Annotated in this window: 15 protein-coding genes; 9 read left to right on the forward strand and 6 right to left on the reverse strand. The window is 65.7% G+C overall.

Annotated features, from left to right (window positions below; translation table 11 throughout):
• Nucleotides 1–42: 42 nt before the first annotated feature.
• The 6 genes from D3I60_RS05210 to D3I60_RS05235 form a co-directional block, all read right to left on the reverse strand.
• On the reverse strand, nt 43–804 hold the full coding sequence (locus D3I60_RS05210; RefSeq protein WP_262775084.1) for a response regulator transcription factor: 762 nt from the start codon (nt 802–804) through the stop codon (nt 43–45).
• The gene (locus D3I60_RS05215) at nt 804–2,282 is read right to left on the reverse strand and encodes a histidine kinase (protein ID WP_262775085.1); all 1,479 of its coding nucleotides are present in this window, start codon (nt 2,280–2,282) and stop codon (nt 804–806) included. The genes D3I60_RS05210 and D3I60_RS05215 overlap by 1 nt, the downstream gene beginning before the upstream one ends.
• 104 nt (nt 2,283–2,386) lie before the next feature.
• A complete protein-coding gene (gene gabT / locus D3I60_RS05220) occupies nt 2,387–3,751 on the reverse strand; it encodes a 4-aminobutyrate--2-oxoglutarate transaminase (RefSeq protein ID WP_262775086.1) in 1,365 nt (454 codons plus the stop codon).
• Between the two features lie 207 nt (nt 3,752–3,958).
• Nucleotides 3,959–5,170 (reverse strand): CAF17-like 4Fe-4S cluster assembly/insertion protein YgfZ, encoded by a 1,212-nt coding sequence (ygfZ, locus tag D3I60_RS05225; RefSeq protein WP_262775087.1) that lies wholly within the window; start codon nt 5,168–5,170, stop codon nt 3,959–3,961.
• 1 nt (nt 5,171) lies between these two features.
• Nucleotides 5,172–5,774, reverse strand: a complete 603-nt coding sequence (locus D3I60_RS05230; RefSeq protein ID WP_262775088.1) for an FABP family protein — start codon at nt 5,772–5,774, stop codon at nt 5,172–5,174.
• Between the two features lie 281 nt (nt 5,775–6,055).
• Nucleotides 6,056–6,859: an ammonia permease gene (locus tag D3I60_RS05235; protein WP_262775090.1), complete on the reverse strand. Its 804-nt coding sequence runs from the start codon at nt 6,857–6,859 to the stop codon at nt 6,056–6,058.
• A gap of 130 nt (nt 6,860–6,989) precedes the next feature.
• On the opposite strand from D3I60_RS05235, the gene D3I60_RS18995 reads away from it, so the two are divergent.
• From D3I60_RS18995 to D3I60_RS05280, 9 genes are all read left to right on the forward strand, one after another.
• Nucleotides 6,990–7,895, forward strand: a complete 906-nt coding sequence (locus D3I60_RS18995; protein ID WP_276584405.1) for a winged helix-turn-helix domain-containing protein — start codon at nt 6,990–6,992, stop codon at nt 7,893–7,895.
• The gene (gene mshD, locus D3I60_RS05245) at nt 7,892–8,905 is read left to right on the forward strand and encodes a mycothiol synthase (RefSeq protein ID WP_262775091.1); all 1,014 of its coding nucleotides are present in this window, start codon (nt 7,892–7,894) and stop codon (nt 8,903–8,905) included. The genes D3I60_RS18995 and mshD overlap by 4 nt, the downstream gene beginning before the upstream one ends.
• Before the next feature lie 4 nt (nt 8,906–8,909).
• Nucleotides 8,910–11,054, forward strand: coding sequence for an RNA degradosome polyphosphate kinase (locus tag D3I60_RS05250; RefSeq protein ID WP_262775092.1), 2,145 nt, complete (start codon nt 8,910–8,912; stop codon nt 11,052–11,054).
• Entirely contained in the window at nt 11,051–12,025 is a 975-nt protein-coding gene (locus D3I60_RS19145) for an NUDIX hydrolase (RefSeq protein ID WP_262775093.1), read from the forward strand. Before D3I60_RS05250 ends, D3I60_RS19145 begins: the two co-directional genes overlap by 4 nt.
• Nucleotides 12,026–12,330: 305 nt before the next feature.
• A complete protein-coding gene (gene pstS / locus D3I60_RS05260) occupies nt 12,331–13,431 on the forward strand; it encodes a phosphate ABC transporter substrate-binding protein PstS (protein WP_440588559.1) in 1,101 nt (366 codons plus the stop codon).
• 244 nt (nt 13,432–13,675) lie between these two features.
• Nucleotides 13,676–14,566, forward strand: a complete 891-nt coding sequence (gene pstC, locus D3I60_RS05265; protein WP_101544086.1) for a phosphate ABC transporter permease subunit PstC — start codon at nt 13,676–13,678, stop codon at nt 14,564–14,566.
• A gap of 14 nt (nt 14,567–14,580) precedes the next feature.
• Complete coding sequence (gene pstA, locus D3I60_RS05270) at nt 14,581–15,720, forward strand: phosphate ABC transporter permease PstA (protein ID WP_262775120.1); 1,140 nt, start codon at nt 14,581–14,583, stop codon at nt 15,718–15,720.
• 55 nt (nt 15,721–15,775) lie between these two features.
• Complete coding sequence (pstB, locus tag D3I60_RS05275; RefSeq protein ID WP_101543804.1) at nt 15,776–16,555, forward strand: phosphate ABC transporter ATP-binding protein PstB; 780 nt, start codon at nt 15,776–15,778, stop codon at nt 16,553–16,555.
• 187 nt (nt 16,556–16,742) lie between these two features.
• Nucleotides 16,743–17,303 (forward strand): dihydrofolate reductase family protein, encoded by a 561-nt coding sequence (locus D3I60_RS05280; RefSeq protein ID WP_262775095.1) that lies wholly within the window; start codon nt 16,743–16,745, stop codon nt 17,301–17,303.
• Nucleotides 17,304–17,328: the final 25 nt, after the last annotated feature.

The raw sequence follows: 17,328 nt of genomic DNA on the forward strand, positions 1-17,328 counted from the left end.
TGGGGCTGAGTCGAATCAACCATCCGTCTCGGCAGGGGTAGATCATTCCGGGGAGAAGAATTTGAACTGGAGGGCGCGGACGACGAGCTGTGCGAGATTGCGCGCCCCCAGTTTGAGGCGCAGGTTGCGGGCGTGCGACTTCATGGTGGACATGGCCACCGATTGGTCCGCGGCGATCTCCTCATAGCTGTGGCCCTGGCAGAGCAGGGTGAGCAGCTCCATCTCGCGGGCGGTCAGCTGCGGTGCCTCGTCGGGGGCGTCCGGCAGGGGATCTCCGCTGATGACGATATCCTCGGCCAGCCCTCTGAGCAGTTCGGGGCTCTCCCCCGCCGAGGCGGCCCGCACGATCGAGACGAGTTCCCTCTCCCCGGCCGTCTTGTTGATCACGGCGAGTGCGCCGGCTTCGAGCCCGCGGGCGATTCCCGGACCGGGCGATACGGTCGTCAGGAGCACTACGCGGGCTTCGGAGTCGAGGTCCATGATCGCCGCCGTCGCATCGACGCCGCTCATTCCCGGCGGCATGTTGACGTCCATGAGGACGAGGTCGGGCCGTTCGGCATCGAAGGCGGCGATGGCCTCTTCGCCGGAGTGGACGGGGTCGAGGACACGGAAGGAACCCGCATCATCGAGCGCCTGGGCCACCGCTCGGGTCGTCCACGAATCGTCATCGACGACAAGCACGGAGGTGCGTGCGGCGGAGTCAGGGGTCATGTAGTGGTCGGCCTGCGGCATGGTCGTCTCCGGTCCCACGTGAGGGGCCGCCTCCGAGGTCCGGTGCGGGGCCGCGTGGGAGTGCGACGTCATCAGGCGTCAACCTTGTCCCGGCCGCCCTTCGTGCGGCTGCCGTTGCTGAGGCTGCCGTTGCTGAGGCGGTAGGTCTCGTCGCCCGAGAGGGCGGAACCAGCGGTGTCCGTGCCCGTGAGTCGGACGGGGGCGTCGGTGGCGGCCGCCTCGGCAGAGATCGGCAACGTACCTGTTGCCCCTGCGCTGGTGTCGAAGTCGTCATCGACGACGTCGATCATGTCCGCGTTCGAGGAAGACCGCGCGGTTTCCGCTTTCGAGGGAGCCGGAGCTGAAGGGGTGATAAAACGGATCGGCAGGGCCACCTCGACGACGGTTCTCCTCCGTTCATCCTCGTCCACCCGGCAGACGCCGCCCACGGCCGTGGCCCGGCGGGACAGAGACCGCGGCGCCTTGGTCAGGGCGGTCGGGGATTCGTTCGTGCTGCGGCAGAGCAGTTCGGCCCGGTCACCGCGCTCACCTCGCATTTCGACGGCGAGGGTGGCGGGGGTGCCCGGAACGGAGTGGCGGATGACGTTCGTGGCGAGCTCGAGCATGACGGCCCGGAAATGGTGTGACATGGTGCCGGTCGCGTGGGTCGGCAGCGGGGAGAGTTCAGTGGTCAGCGGAACGGAACCGGCCGCACACCCGTCCTCGATCGCCGTCGTCAGCTGCTCCGCCTCGGCGCGGAACCGAACCCGAGAGGTGGCGGAGTCCCCGGTGCAGGCCTCGGTCTCCCACCTGCTCAGGCTCGTCACCAGCTGTCGGAGCCGTTTCGTGGCCTCGGCGTTGACCAGCGCCAACTCGGCGAGGAGGCGGTCCGCGGTCTCGGGATCGCTTTCCTTGGCCAGGGTGCGGATGATCGCGGATTCGGTGGTCAGCGAGTGCGAGATGGTGTCGTGCATGTCGCTGGTGAACCGGGCGCGCATGGCATCGAGTGACTTCTCGTGGTCGACGGCGGCGCGTTCGCGACGCTCGATCTCACTGCGGATTCGAGCCTCGACGAAGGACGCGCACAGGCCGAGGATCGAGTAGGTCAGCCAGCCGTAGCCGAGGTCGGTGAGTCCTTCGAAGCCGGCGTCGTAGGATCCGAGTCGGGTCGATGCACCGAGGTAGACGGCCAGTCCCACGGTGCCCAGCGCGAAACCGATCCAGCGGCGGCGGCTGATCAGGACCGCGGTGGCGAGGATGAGCGCCTCGGGGAACATGTTCTCCAGGTCCGGGTAGAGCATGGAGAACGCGATGCCCAGTCCGGTCGTCGCGATGACGATGCTCAGCGGCAGGAAGCCGGCTAAGACGATGAGTCCGTAGGCGAGGATGAGCAGGCCTGCGTAGCGAGGTTCGGTGATCTCGAACGACCCGGGCACGAGGATCGTCAGACCCATGATGAGGGCCAGCAGACGGATCGGCAGATCGACGAAGCGCTGCCCCCGAAGGAAGTGCCACATTCGGGCCGGGACGCTCGCCGACGTGCCGGTCGCGCTGTCGATCTCTGAAGTCATGGCCTCTATTGTGCTACAACTGCATCCCCCGAACTACCTGACGGCGGCCCAGCAACCTCGCGCGAGGTTGCTGGGCCGCCGTCAGGTAGCAATTGGGAGGAGGGTCAGCCGAGGAGTTCGGCGAGGGCTGCCTCGATGACGTCGAAGGCGTCGTTGAGAAGCTCGTCGGAAATCGTCAGCGGCGGCAGGAAGCGCAGGATGTTGCTGAAGGTTCCCGTGGTGAGCACGAGGACGCCGTTCTTCGCGCAGTAGTCCGCGATCTTCTTCACGAGATCCGCGTTCGGCTCGATCGAATCGTGCTCGACGAACTCGGCGGCGATCATGGCACCGCGGCCGCGGATGTCGCCGACCTCGGGGTACTTCGACTGCAGCTTCGTCAGGCGGTCGACGATGATCTCACCGATGGCCAGGGCGCGCTCCGGCAGTCCGTCCTCTTCGTACGCGGCGATGGCACCGAGTGCTGCGGCACAGGCGGCGGGGTTGCCGCCGTAGGTTCCGCCGAGGCGGCCCGGACCGACCGAGTCCATGATGTCCGCGCGACCGGTCACGGCCGACAACGGCAGACCGCCCGCGATTCCCTTGGCCGTGGTGATGAGGTCGGGCACGATGCCCTCCCACTCCGAGGCGAACATCTTGCCGGTGCGGGCGAATCCGGCCTGCACCTCGTCGGCGACGAAGACGATGCCCTTCTCGCGGGCGTAGTCGACGAGTGTGGGCAGGAAGCCCTCGGCCGGGACGATGAAGCCGCCCTCACCCTGGATGGGTTCGATGACGATAGCGGCGACGTATTCGGAACCGATCTGCTTCTCGATCATCGTGATGACGCGCTTGGCTGCGTCCTCTCCGCTGATCTTCGTGCCGGCCGCATCGTTGTCGCGGTACGGGTAGGACATGGGTGCGCGGTAGACCTCACCGGCGAAGGGACCGAAACCGGCCTTGTAGGGCGCTGCCTTCGCAGTCATCGCCATGGTCAGGTTGGTCCGACCGTGGTAGGCGTGGTCGAAGACGACGACGGCGTCGCGACCGGTGTGGGCGCGAGCGATCTTCACAGCGTTCTCGACGGCCTCGGCACCGGAGTTGAGCAGCACGGTGCGCTTCTCGTGGTCACCCGGAGTGAGGCGGTTGAGGGCTTCGGCGACCTCGACGTAGCTCTCGTAGGGGTTGACCATGAAGCAGGTGTGGGTGAAGGCCTCGAGCTGGGCCTTCGCGGCCTCGACCACGCGGGGGTTCGAGTTGCCGGCCGTGGTCACGGCGATGCCCGAGCCGAGGTCGATGAGCTGGTTGCCGTCGGCGTCCTTGAGGATGCCGCCGCCGGCCGCAACCACGTAGGCGGGCAGGCTCGAACCGACACCGGTCGCCACGGCTGACTTGCGACGTTCCTCGATCTCACGGGACTTCGGTCCCGGAATCTCGGTGACGATCTTACGTTCCTGCGGCAGAGCTTCGCCGCCAATTTCCAAAGCTGTCATAAGGGGAAGAATAGGGGTTATCGACGCTTTTTGTCACTTGCCGTCCGAGGGCTGAGCAGAACCGCCCGCATTGGAGAGACGAACGCGCGGATTCGGTCCAGTTCGGGTACGAAATCAGCAGCCGTTCACAGGCCGCCGAATCCCCTAGTCGGGCCGTCGGCACCGAAGGCAGAAGCAACCCCTGGCCGCACCCCAGACTCCCTGTGATCAGCGGTTCTGGCTGCGGGCGTCGACGTCCCTGTTCCGTTCCGGAAGCACGCGCTCGTGCTCGCGCATCGGCACAACGATCGTCTCCTGAGCACCGATGACGCGTTCGCCGTCACTGATTTCGAAGCTCAGCTGCGCCTCGGGGGCGAGGTTCCGTTTGACCACGGCCAGACCGATCGGTCCGAGCTCCCAGTGCACGGTCACCGAGGTCAGAGTGCCCACGGATCGTTCGGACCCGCGGACCTCAGCGAGCACCTCGGTGCCGGGATCCGGGGCGATGTGCCCGGACCCGTCGAGATGGACGAAGGTCAGACGTCTGGGCGGCTGACCGAGATTGTGGACGCGTGCCACCGCTTCCTGGCCGCGGTAGCAGCCCTTGGCCAGGTGCACGGCCGTGCGCAGCAGGTCGAGTTCGCCGACGAGGGCCTTGTGATCGATTTCATTTCGGCCCGGTCGCCAGGCGGCGATCCGCAGGGCCTCCCAGGCGTCGAAGCCGGCCATGTCGAAGCTGTTCTCCGACAGCCCCTGCAGGTCAGAGCGCTTGACGATGCCGATGACGAACGGAGTCTCGAGACCCGGGTGGTCGGTTCCGGCGACGTCGTGCCCGATGTCGATCTGCGCGTATGAGGCAGAACCGCTTCCGATGTGCGGCCACGGATCGGACCAGGTCCGGGTGACGGGCAGGGTCTCCGGCAGAGCGGTGATGGCGCCGAAGCACTGATAGTCGTCGCTGAGGTCCTCGATCTCGACGCGCATCATGAAGACCATCTTGCGCAGGAAGTCCAGCGTCGCATCGGTGTTGAGGTCGCTGATCGCCCACAGCGCCTCACCGTCGTCGACGAGCTTCAGCCAGCCTTCGATGCGACCGTTCGGATCGAGCACGAGGGTTTCGGTGGACACGCCGGGGGCGAGGGTGTCGATCTTCTGCGTGGTGATCGAGTTCAGCCAGGTCAGACGGTCGGGTCCGCTCAGACGCAGCACGCGGAGGTGAGCGAGGTCGACGAGACCGTCCTTCTCCTCGAGCACCCGCTGCTCTCGCAGAGGAGCTCCGTAGTGGATGGGAGTCTCAGCGAGATCGCCGTCCCCCAGCACCGCGGTCGAACTCAGCCCGCGGGCCAGCGACGAGCGCCGAACCGCCCCGGTGGGGGTATCGGTGTTCTCCGGCGACGGCGAATCGCTGAAGTCAGAATTCGGCGACACGGGATCAGTCATCTTAAGACAGCTTCTTCAATCTGGCAGAGGAGTGGGAGGCGAGTTCGTGGCCCATGGCTGCCATGTCCCAGGCCCACATGAGTTCGCCGCCGACGAGGCCGTACATCCGCGTCGAGGCGGTGTATTCCTTCGCGGTCTTGGTCCGGGCCACCACGTCGGTGGCCAGATCGATGCGCGGTCCCTTGACGGTGCCGGCGTAGAGTTCCATGACTCCGTGCGGGTGGACGATCTCGGCTTCGACCTCGAAGGCGTCGTCGTTCGTGCGCAGGGTTTCGACCGCTGCGGCCGAGGTGAAGGACTGCGGTTCGGTCGGCACCATCATCCCCGGGCCGACGTCGCCGTCGTCGTGCTGACGCACGAGCTGCCAGATTCCGGTCTCGAGAGTCAGGGTCGACTCGAGTTCACCTGACTCGCTGAGCAGCCAAGCATGCGCGGTGTACTGGAGGAAGGGCGTGCCCTCATGGGCGACGAAGTCGATGCGCTGGCCGAACTGCTTCTCAGGAGTGTCCGCATAGCCGACGACACCGACGCCTTCCCACGACCCGATCAGCCAGGACAGAGGGACGAGCTCGGGGTGGACCGAGGCATCGAGTTCGATCACCATCAGGGATCAGCGGTTGTCTTTGAACAGCGCCGTGACGACCTTGATCCCGACACCCAGGGCGCCGAGTGCGGCAATGCCGACGAGGCTGGAGAAGACGATTTCGAGAGCAACAAGATTTTCCATGCTCCCAGTCTACAGTTCCTGACAAAGTGATGTGCATTCAGCCCGGTGACGCGATCCATGGCCGCCCAGACCGAAAGCACCTGATGGGAGCACCCGGGAAAGCACCCCTGCCGCACAGATCGTGAACGCAGATCAGGAACGCAGATCACGAACCCAGGTCATGAGGCGACGCGTTCGAGTGCGTAGACGACGACTCCGCCGAGCGCGATCGGGGCAGCACCGAGGGCGAGCTGAACGGCGAAGCTCCGGGCCTTCTCGACGTTCTTCTTCACCTCGATGTTCTGTGAGGCCTCGAGGTTGGCGGCCTGGAACTTCGCATAGGCGACGAGCCCGAGCATCCGATCGACCGCTGCCACGAGCAGGCCCATGACGACACCGAGGATGAGCGCCATGGCCAAGGAGATCGCCGGTGCGAACACGAGCACAGACAGGATCCCCGCCACGGCCGTGGACATGGCGATGGCCAACGGCGAGGTGTAGATCGCCGGCCACGGCAGCGCGGTCATGCACTGCGCCACGATGAGCGAGGCGAGGCCGATGACGATGGCCTCCTTGTCACCGGGGACCGTGATCGCCGCAACCCAGGTGCTCGCGGACAGGACGATGACGAGACCGGAGACCTGCGCGGACACGTTCGCCACTGCATAGGAGGCACCGATTCCGCGGGTGAGGTTCTGCACGAAGGTCCACAGCAGACCAAGTCCCGCGAGCACGGGCAGCCAGTCGAGGTAGGGAGCCGTAGAGTCCTGCCAGGCGGCGTAGAGTCCGCCGACGCCGAAGAGGGCGAGCATGATCGAGGTCGCCCGCGGCTGCGGGGAGTCCGTCAGACGCGGCCAACCATAGGCGACGCCGAAGACGATGAGCCCGGTCGCCAGCAGGAACAGCGTATAGCCCCAGTACACGGAGGCACTGAGGGCCAACACCAGCACCAGGGCGACGGCTACTCGAATCCATCTGATCACAGCACTATCGTGCCTTATCCGGCGACACCCGCGGTAACCACCGGTGGCAGCGCGTCGGAGCTGCCCCGTCCGGGGCCTCGCTATACTCTTCCTCAGACGACGGGCGAGACGACGGGCGCCGAGGAGGTGGATGCAGCACATGCGGATTCTGCACATCTGCCCCACGGCCAGGCTCGACGCCCCGCTCGCTCCCGAATCCCTGCAGTACCTCGGTCACCAGATCGACCGCTGCGCCGCCGAGGACCTGCCCAGCCGCAGGGCCGAATCCGCCGCGGTCGACGTCGTCATCGCCGACGCCTGCCTCGATCTGTCCCTGGCCCCGCGCATCTCCGACCTCCTCGCCGAGGCACGGATCACCGCCCCCGTCATCGTCGTCCTCGGGGAGGGCGGACTGGCGACCGCCTCGGCGAAATGGAACGTGTCCGACCTCGTCCTCACCACTGCCGGCCCCGCCGAGGTGGAAGCGCGGCTGCGCGTGGCCCGTGACCGTCACGCCGCATCCGCGTCAACTCATTCCGGCAGCGGATTCCCCGGCGGATTGCATGCCGGGTCCGGCCGGCTCGGTGCGAAGGGCGACGCCGGGGGCTGGGGACCGGTTCGCACCGGACGCGGCCCCGTCGGCACCTCCCGAGGAGGCGGAGCCGGAACGTCCGGCCGCCTCGGCGACACGGGCGAGGAAATGTGGAATGCCGATGGCGAACCGATGGTCGTCGTCACCGGGGACCTGCGCATCGACGAGACCGCGTTCACCGCCGAGCTCGGCGGACGCAGCCTCGACCTCACCTACCGCGAGTTCGCCCTGCTGAAGTTCTTCGCCATGCACCCCGAACGCGTCTTCACCCGCGACGACATCCTGCTCGCCGTGTGGGGCGACGACTACTTCGGCGGCACCCGCACCGTTGACGTGCATGTTCGCCGCCTCCGTGCGAAACTCGGCAAAGACCTTGAGAACGCCATCCACACCGTGCGCAACGTCGGCTACCGGTTCAGCGCCGACAGCGTCACAGACACAGATTCAGAGGACGTGACGGCATGAGAATCCAGGCCAGCGGAGCAATCACCTCCACCCCGATCGACACCCTCACCGAGGATGAGCTGAAGTTCCTCGATGACGTGGCGGCCACCGATGGCGCCCCCGAGATCTCCGGCGGGCTCATGGCCGTCGCCACCGGTGAGGACACCGCCCACGAGGCGCAGACCGCGTCGAGCCTCTGGCGGGTCTTTGCCGACGATGCAGACGGTTCCGGCCCCGCCGGCAAAAACGCGACCGGCGAGCTCATCGGGTTCGGAATCCGCGCCCTGCAGGGGGATCGTCACGCCGCCGAGTTCCTCATCGCCCCCGACCATCGCGGTCAGGGCCTGGGCGAACAGCTGCTGAGAACGATCCTCGACGAAGAGCCCGAAGCCTGGTGCTGGTCGCATGGCGACCACCCGGCCGCGGCCCACCTCGCACAGAAGCACGGGCTCGGCCGCGATCGAGTCCTTTACCAGATGCGCACCGATACCGGTCTGCGCCTCGACGGCCTCCCCGAGACGCAGAGCCCCGACGGGGTCGAGATCCGCTCCTTCGCTCCCGGCGACGAGGACGGCTGGCTGACCGTGAACAACGCCGCTTTCGACTGGCATCCCGAACAGGGCGGCCAGACCCGCGCCGATATCGATGCCGTCGTCACCGCTGCCGACTTCGACCCGACCACCTTCATCATCGCCGCCCGCGATGGCAAGGTCATCGGATTCCACCAGACGAAGATCGCGGACACGGATGATGAGGGCCGCCTCGGCGAGGTCTATGTCGTCGGCGTCGATCCGCGCATCCACGCCAAGGGCGTGGGCAAGGCGCTGACGGTCGAGGGAATGAGGCGGATGGTGACCGCCGGCGCCGAAACGATCGAACTCTACGTCGAATCGGACAACGCCCCAGCGCTAGGCTTGTACGAGCGACTGGGTTTCCATGTCGCGGTCGCGCACGTGGCCTATGCACCGGCCTCCGCAAAGGTCACCGGCACTGAATCTGCGAGCACGGCGTCGACGGACGAGAAGGAGTAGAGCGTTGTACGACATCGCGGCTTCGGGTAAGGAGCTGGGACTGCCCGACTCGGCAGATCGCTTCCTCGATCGTGAACTCAGCTGGCTGGCCTTCAACGAACGTGTCCTCGATCTCGCCTCGGATCCGGAGATCCCGCTGCTCGAACGCGTCCGGTTCCTCTCGATCTTCGCGACCAACCTCGACGAGTTCTTCATGGTCCGCGTCGCCGGCCTCAAACGCCGCATCAACACCGGTCTGGCCGTGCCCAGCGTCACCGGCCGCATGCCCGCGCAGGTCATGCACGATATCGGGGTGCGCGCATTCGAGCTGATGAGCCGGCATGCCGCCCTGCTCAAGGACGATATCGGGCCCCGCCTCGACGCGGAATCGATCACGAAGGTCCAGGTCGAGGACCTCACCGAGGATGAACGGCACCGCGTCGACGAATTCTTCTTCGGCCACGTCTACCCCGTCCTCACGCCGCTGGCCGTCGATCCGGCGCACCCGTTCCCGTATATCTCGGGTCTCTCGCTCAACCTCGGTGTGCTCCTGCGGTCGCCGGAGACGGGCAAGGAGTTCTTCGCCCGTGTCAAGGTCCCCCCGCGTCTGCCCCGGTTCTTCAACGTCGCCGAGGCGACCGACCGACCCGCCGGACGCGACGTCCCCGCCCGCTTCGTCGCCCTCGAGGACATCATCGCCGAGCACCTCGGCACTCTCTTCGACGGCATGGACATCGTCCACCATTCGACCTTCCGGGTGACCCGCAACGAGGACCTCGAGGTCGAGGAGGATGACGCGGAGAACCTGCTCAAGGCTCTGGAGAAGGAGCTCCTGCGCCGCCGTTTCGGTCCGGCCGTGCGGATGGAGATCACGGAGAACATCCACCCTCGTGTCCTCGAGATGCTCAAGGACGAACTGGGCATCCACGACTCGGAGATCTACCATCTGCCCAGCCCGCTGGACCTGTCGGGCATGTCCGATATCGCCGATGTCCCGCGCGATGACCTGCATTATCCGAAGATGGTTCCGCAGATGAACAAGGACCTGTCGCTGCGGGAGTCCAGCGATCAGGTCGACGTATTCGACGCGGTGGCCAGCCGGGACATCCTGCTGCACCACCCCTACGATTCGTTCTCCACGAGCGTGCAGGCCTTCCTCGAACAGGCGGCGTCGGACAAGAACGTTCTGGCGATCAAGCAGACGCTCTACCGCACCTCCGGAGACTCGCCGATCATCGACGCCCTCGTCGACGCCGCACAGGCGGGAATCCAGGTGCTCGCCGTCGTCGAGATCAAGGCCCGGTTCGACGAGGAGGCCAACATCACCTGGGCCCGCAAACTGGAGCGCGCCGGCGTCCACGTCGTCTACGGAATCGTCGGGCTCAAAACGCACGCGAAGCTCTCCCTCGTCGTCCGTCAGGAGGCCGACGGGCTGGCCCGGTACTGTCATGTCGGCACCGGCAACTACCACCCGAAGACCGCCCGCGGCTATGAGGACTTCGGGCTGCTGACCCGTGATCGGGCCGTCGCCGATGATCTGACGAAGCTGTTCAACCAGCTCTCCGGCTATGCGCCGAAGTCCGAATACTCACGGTTCCTCGTCGCCCCAAGCAATGTGCGCACCGGACTCATCGATCTCATCGACGCCGAGATCGCGATCGCTCAGTCCGGCGGACAGGGGCAGGTGCGGATCAAGGTCAACTCGATCGTCGACGAGGCCATCATCGATGCCCTCTACCGGGCATCCCGGGCCGGGGTCGCCGTCGAAGTCTTCGTCCGCGGAATCTGCGCCCTGCGCCCGGGCATCGAAGGCCTGAGCGAGAACATCACGGTGCGATCCGTGCTCGGACGCTTCCTCGAACACTCCCGCGCCTTCGTCTTCGGCAACAACGGCGATCCGATCGTCTACATCGGGTCGGCCGATATGATGCACCGCAACCTCGACCGTCGGGTCGAAGCGCTCGTGCAGATCGTCGATGACGGTCACCGGGCGGAGATCATCGAACTCTTCGATCTTGTCTTCGCCCCGAGCACCTCGGCATTCGATCTGTCCGGTGACGGCAGATGGACCCGGCGGACCCACGACGACGAGGGCAGCATCCTCGCCGACTATCAGACGGAGCTCATCCGTCGGCACCGGAAGCGTCGGCGAATCGGGGATGAGGCGTGAGCCGGTCCGAGGTCGCCTCGGCACAGGCATCATCGCGCGTCACCGCCGATGTCCTCGCCGCCGGGGCCGTCTGCTGGAGACACGGTCCGAAAGGTCTCGAGGTGGTGCTCATCCACCGCCCGAAGTACAACGACTGGTCGTGGCCCAAGGGCAAGGTCGACCCGGGTGAGACGCTGCCGGAGGCCGCGATCCGCGAGGTCAAGGAGGAGACGGGGTTCGACATCCACCTCGGCATCCCTCTGCCGTCGGCCGAGTACACGGTCGGCAAGAACACGCTGAAGAAGGTCTTCTACTGGTCGGCCGAGGTCAAGGACGAGTCGGACTTCGCCCCGGTGAACAAGCGAGAGGTCGACACCGCCGGCTGGTTCCCTGTCGACAAGGCCCGTTCGAAGCTGACGTCGTTCGCGGACCGGGAACAGCTCGATGCGCTGGAGAAGTTCGCCGAGACGGACGCGCTGCGAGCGTGGCCGCTCATCCTCGTCCGCCATGGGAAGGCGTTCCCACGTGCGAAGTGGTACGAAACCGAGCATGTGCGGCCCCTGCTCAAACTCGGCACCCGACAGGCCATGGCACTGACCGGGCTGCTGGGAGCCTGGGGCGTCCGCAAGCTCGTCTCGAGTCCGTGGAAGCGCTGCGTGGCGACGCTAACTCCGCTGTCGGCGGCGACGGGCAAGTCGATCAAGAAGGTGTCGACGCTCAGCGAGAAGGCCACCGCCGCGAACCCGGACAAGACCGCCCGCTATATCGAGAAGCTGCTGGCGAAGGGCAAACCCGTCATCTACTGCACGCACCGGCCGGTGCTGCCGACGATCTTCTCCGTCTACGCCGCTCATTCCCCGAAACGTGTGGAAGCGAAGCTGCCGAAGGACGATCCGTACCTCAAACCCGGTGAGGTCCTCATCGCCTATGTGCGACCCGGACCGGTGCCGCGCATCGTCGAGATCGAACGCGTCCGCCCCATCGACAGCTAGCCGAGGCGCACGGCCCACGAGCGAGCCGATTCTCAGGGTCGAGCATGCGTACTGGGCGGGCCGCCTCGACGGTCGAGCACGCGCGTTGGGCGGGCCGCCTCGGCGGGGAATGCCGGTCCCGACAATAATCCTTTCATGAAACAGACGAAGTCTGTGATGGAGCACTCACAGCGGCTCCAACCCTTCGCCCCTCATTCATCTTCCATTCACGTTTCAACTCCTTGCACTTCACGGGTGATCTTTAGCGTGGATGACGAGCAATCGAGAACTCTCGAACTGTGTCCACAAACATGAAAGGCATCTTCGTGAAGATGAAGCATCTCGCCCCTTCCGCTGCGATCCTCGCGGTCGGCGCCATCACCCTCTCGGCTTGCGGCGGACAGTCCGCCACCGGCGAAGAGGCCTCCGGCGGCAGCAGTGACCTGCAGGGCACCCTGACCGGCATCGGCGCCTCCTCGCAGAAGGCGGCCATGGATGCCTGGACAGCGGACTTCACCTCGCAGAACTCCGGTGTGACCGTCAACTACTCCCCCGACGGATCGGGTGCCGGCCGTGAACAGTTCCTCGCCGGCAACGCGCAGTTCGCCGGATCCGACGCCCACCTCGACGACGACGAGGTCAAGGCCGGAGAGGAAGCCTGCGGCGCCGACGGAGCCTACGAGTTCCCCGTCTACATCTCCCCCATCGCCGTGACCTTCAACGTCAAGGGCGTCGACGAGCTCAACCTCTCCCCCGAAACGATCGCAAAGATCTTCAAGGGCGACATCACGAACTGGAACGACAAGGCCATCAAGGCCGACAACCCGGATGCCGAGCTGCCGGACCTCAAGATCACCGCCGTTCACCGCGCCGATGATTCGGGCACCACGGAGAACTTCGCCGAGTACCTCAAGGCCACCGCCGAGAAGGACTGGGACGCCGAGGTCGACGGAAACTTCCCGAAGGAGTACGGCGGCGAGGCCGCGCAGGGCACCGACGGTGTCATCCAGACCGTCTCCGACACCGACGGAGCCATCGGCTACGCGGATGCCTCGGCCGTCGGTGAACTCTCCACCGCCAAGGTCAAGGTCGGCGACGAGTTCGTCGAGCTCTCCCCGGAAGCCGCGACCAAGGTCGTCGACGCCTCCGAGAAGGTCGAAGGCCGCAGCGAAGGCGACCTCGCCTTCGACCTGGCCCGCGACACCACCGAGTCCGGCGCCTACCCGATCGTGCTCGTCTCCTACCACCTCGTCTGCTCGTCCTACAAGGACCAGGAGACCGTGGACATGGTCAAGGCCTGGGAGAAGTTCGTGGTCTCGGAAGAGGGACAGAAGTCCGCTGCCGATTCCGCCGGGTCCGCACCGCTGTCGGACGACCTGCGCAAGCAGATCGAAGAAGTCATCGACTCGATCAAGGTCGAAGGCTGATTTCAGTCTCTGACCTGGAGATATAGCCAGTCGGGAGCGGCGCAGAAGCCCTGCGCCGCTTTTCCGCGCCTGTGGAACCACCCCGGTTTCACCACAAGTCACATGAGGAGTACTTGTGCCGATCAGCACACAGACCACTGAGTCAGGCCCCACAGGGCCCGGCTCCACGCCCGAGTCCGGGCAGAAGCCGCCGCAGAGCCCCGCGCCTCGGCAGCAGAAGGCCGTCGTCCGACCCGGTGACCGCATCTTCTCCGCCGCTACGCTCATCGCCGGCATCCTGATCCTGGTGATCCTCGCCGGAGTCGCCCTGTTCCTTCTCGCTCAGTCGAAGGACACCATCACGGCGCAGATCAGCGATCCCTCCCAGATCACCGGCGGCAAGGGCTTCTTCTCCTATGTCTGGCCGCTGGTCATCGGCACGCTCATCTCCGCGGCCATCGCACTGATCGTTGCGACTCCCTTCTCGCTGGGCATCGCGCTGTTCACCACCCACATGGCCCCGCGCAAGCTCGCTCCGGTGCTCGGGTACGTCATCGACCTGCTCGCCGCCATCCCCTCGGTCGTCTACGGCCTATGGGGCATCGCGTTGGCCGGCAACCTCACCGGCTTCTACCTGTGGCTGTCGAAGTGGTTCGGCTGGATTCCGATCTTCGCTCCGGCCGCAGACGGATCCGTGTCGCAGACTGGCCGCACACTGCTCACCGCCTCGCTCGTGCTCTCGATCATGATCCTGCCGATCATCACCTCGCTGACCCGCGAGATCTTCCTCCAGACCCCGCGCCTGCAGGAAGAAGCGGCGCTGGCGCTCGGCGCTACCCGTTGGGAGATGATCCGCATGGCCGTGCTGCCCTTCGGCAAGTCCGGAATCGTCTCGGCCACGATGCTCGGCCTCGGCCGCGCCCTCGGTGAGACCATGGCCGTGGCCATGATCCTCTCGCCCGGCGTCCTCACCGCCTCGCTCGTCGTCAGCGGCAACCAGACCATCGCCTCCGAGATCGCGCAGAACTTCCCCGAGGCCGCGGGCCTGCGCCTGTCCGAGCTCATCACCGTCGGCCTCGTGCTCTTCGTCATCACCCTGCTGGTGAACATGGGAGCCCGCGCCATTGTCGCCCGCACCTCGGTGAAGGGAAGTTGAGACCAATGACCACCATGAACACCACCACCGAGGCGGCCGTGTCCAAACCGGCGAAGCTCACCTCCAAACAGCTCCCGAAGGCCACCCCGTGGATCGTCGCCGTCGCCTCGATCATCGTGGCGATCGTCATCAGCCTCATCGCCTTCGGCGGCTTCAACATCCCCGTCGTGGCCGTCCTCGCCGGCCTCATCAACGCGATCGCCGTGTTCGCGGTCTCCGCGTCCTACGAAGGTCGCCGCAAGGCCGTCGACCGGATCGCGACCACCATCGTCACCTCGACGTTCGTCCTCGCATGCGTTCCCCTCATTTCGCTGCTGTGGCTGACCGTGTCCAAGGGTGGGGCCGCCATCAGCGGTGACCTGCTCACCCGCACCATGCTCGGGATGAAGGGCGTCCTCGATCAGCAGTACGTCGCCGGTGAGGCCACTCTGGCCGGCGGCTTCTACCACGCCATCGTCGGCACCGTGCTCATCACACTCGCCGCCTGCGTGATCTCGATTCCGATCGGCGTCCTCACCGCCATCTACCTCGTCGAGTACTCGAACAAGAACCGCTTGGGCAAGGCGATCACCTTCCTCGTCGACGTGATGACCGGTATCCCCTCGATCGTCGCCGGTCTCTTCGCCTTCGCTCTGTTCTCCACGATTGCCAACGTGCTCCTGCCCGGCGCGGCCGGAATCGCGAAGACCGGCTTCACCGCGGCCGTGGCGCTGTCGGTGCTGATGATCCCGATCGTCGTGCGCAATACGGAGGAGATCCTCCGCCTGGTGCCGATGGACCTGCGCGAGGCCTCCTACGCACTCGGCGTGCCGAAGTGGAAGACGATCGTGAAGATCGTTCTGCCCACCTCGGTGTCGGGAATCCTCTCCGGTGTCACCATCGCCATCGCCCGCGTCATCGGTGAGACGGCACCCATCATGGTCACCGCCGGGTTCGCCAAGACACTCAACTGGAACCTCTTCTCCGGTTGGATGTCGACGCTGCCGACGTTCATCTACGACTCACAGCTGCGCCCGGTCTCGCCGGGAGCCGCCGCCCTGGCCAGCTCGGAACGCGCCTGGGCCGCAGCCCTTGTGCTCGTCGCCCTCGTCATGGTGCTCAACCTGCTTGCCCGCATCATCGCGAAGGTGCTCGCACCGAAGGCCGGCCGCTGACCGGCGACTGCCCACAGACCTCCAGACTCACCCATTTCCACGGATAGGAAACACAATGTCCAAGCAGATCGACATCAAGGATCTCGACATCTTCTACGGCGACTTCCGCGCCGTCGACGGAGTGCAGATGCAGATCAAGCCGCGCTCCGTCACCGCCTTCATCGGCCCCTCCGGCTGCGGCAAGTCCACGGTGCTGCGCACGCTGAACCGCATGCACGAAGTCATCCCCGGCGCCAGCGTCTCCGGTGAGGTCCTCATGGACGGCAATGACATCTACGGTGCCGGCGTCGACCCGGTCAACGTCCGCCGCGAGGTGGGCATGGTCTTCCAGCGGGCGAACCCGTTCCCGACGATGAGCATCAAGGAGAACGTGCTCGCCGGCGTGCGCCTGAACAACAAGCGTCTGTCGAAGACCGAGGCCGACGATCTCACCGAACGCGCCCTGCGCGGCGCGAACCTCTGGAACGAGGTCAAGGACCGCCTCAACCTGCCCGGTTCGGGTCTCTCCGGCGGTCAGCAGCAGCGTCTGTGCATCGCCCGCGCAATCGCCGTCGAGCCCGAGGTCCTGCTTATGGACGAACCGTGCTCGGCTCTCGACCCGATCTCGACCCTGGCGATCGAGGACCTCATCAACGACCTCAAGGACAAGTACACGGTCGTCATCGTTACGCACAACATGCAGCAGGCAGCTCGAGTGTCCGACAAGACCGCGTTCTTCAACATCGCCGGCACCGGCAAGCCCGGAAAGCTGATCGAGTTCAACGAGACCTCGACGATCTTCTCGAACCCGGACAAGGAAGAGACCGAGAACTACATCTCCGGTCGCTTCGGATGATCTGAGAGCTCGCCCGACCGGCGGGTGCCTCCTCAGTGGTGGACCCCGCAGTAAGTAGTCGTTCTGGTCACGTTCTGCTCAGCCGAACGCGACCAGAACGACCACTTTGCGTTAACAGGTCCGCCGGACACGATTTCGGGCGAACGCAACGCAACGGCCTACACGACTACTCGATGAGGAGATCACCATGCCCCGCACTGTCATCGCCGCACTGTTCCAGTCGCTCGACGGGATCGCATCCGATCCGTTCAACTTCCAATTCGATTCCTTCGACCAGGAGATGGGCGAGTGGATGACCACTGCCATCGGAGGAGTCGACGACTGCATTCTCGGCCGTGTCACCTATCAGGAGTGGGAGGGCTACTGGCCGAACCACACAGAAGGCGAGGACGCCCCGTTCGCCGATTTCATCAATTCGACGCCTAAACATGTCGCTTCGACGACGCTGTCGCAGGCCGATCTCAGCTGGGAGAATTCGAGGCTCATCCAGGGCGAGCTCGTCGACTTCGTCCGCGAGCTCAAGGCCGGCGACGGCGGCAAGATCGCTGTCGAGGGATCGATGTCGATCGTCCGTCAGCTCGTCGAAGCGAACCTCGTCGACGAGTTGACGCTTGCCCTCCACCCGGTCGTCGCCGGCAGCGGACGGTCCCTCTTCGAGGGCGGAACGACGACTCGCTTGGAACTCAAGGATGTGCAGCGGACCAGCAGGGGCAACCTGCTGGCCACCTACGGGCCGTTCCCCGGCTGATCCTGCGGGTGGATCCACCTCGATG

It is taken from the genome of Brevibacterium permense, from assembly GCF_025506275.1.
Lineage (GTDB): Bacteria > Actinomycetota > Actinomycetes > Actinomycetales > Brevibacteriaceae > Brevibacterium > Brevibacterium permense_A.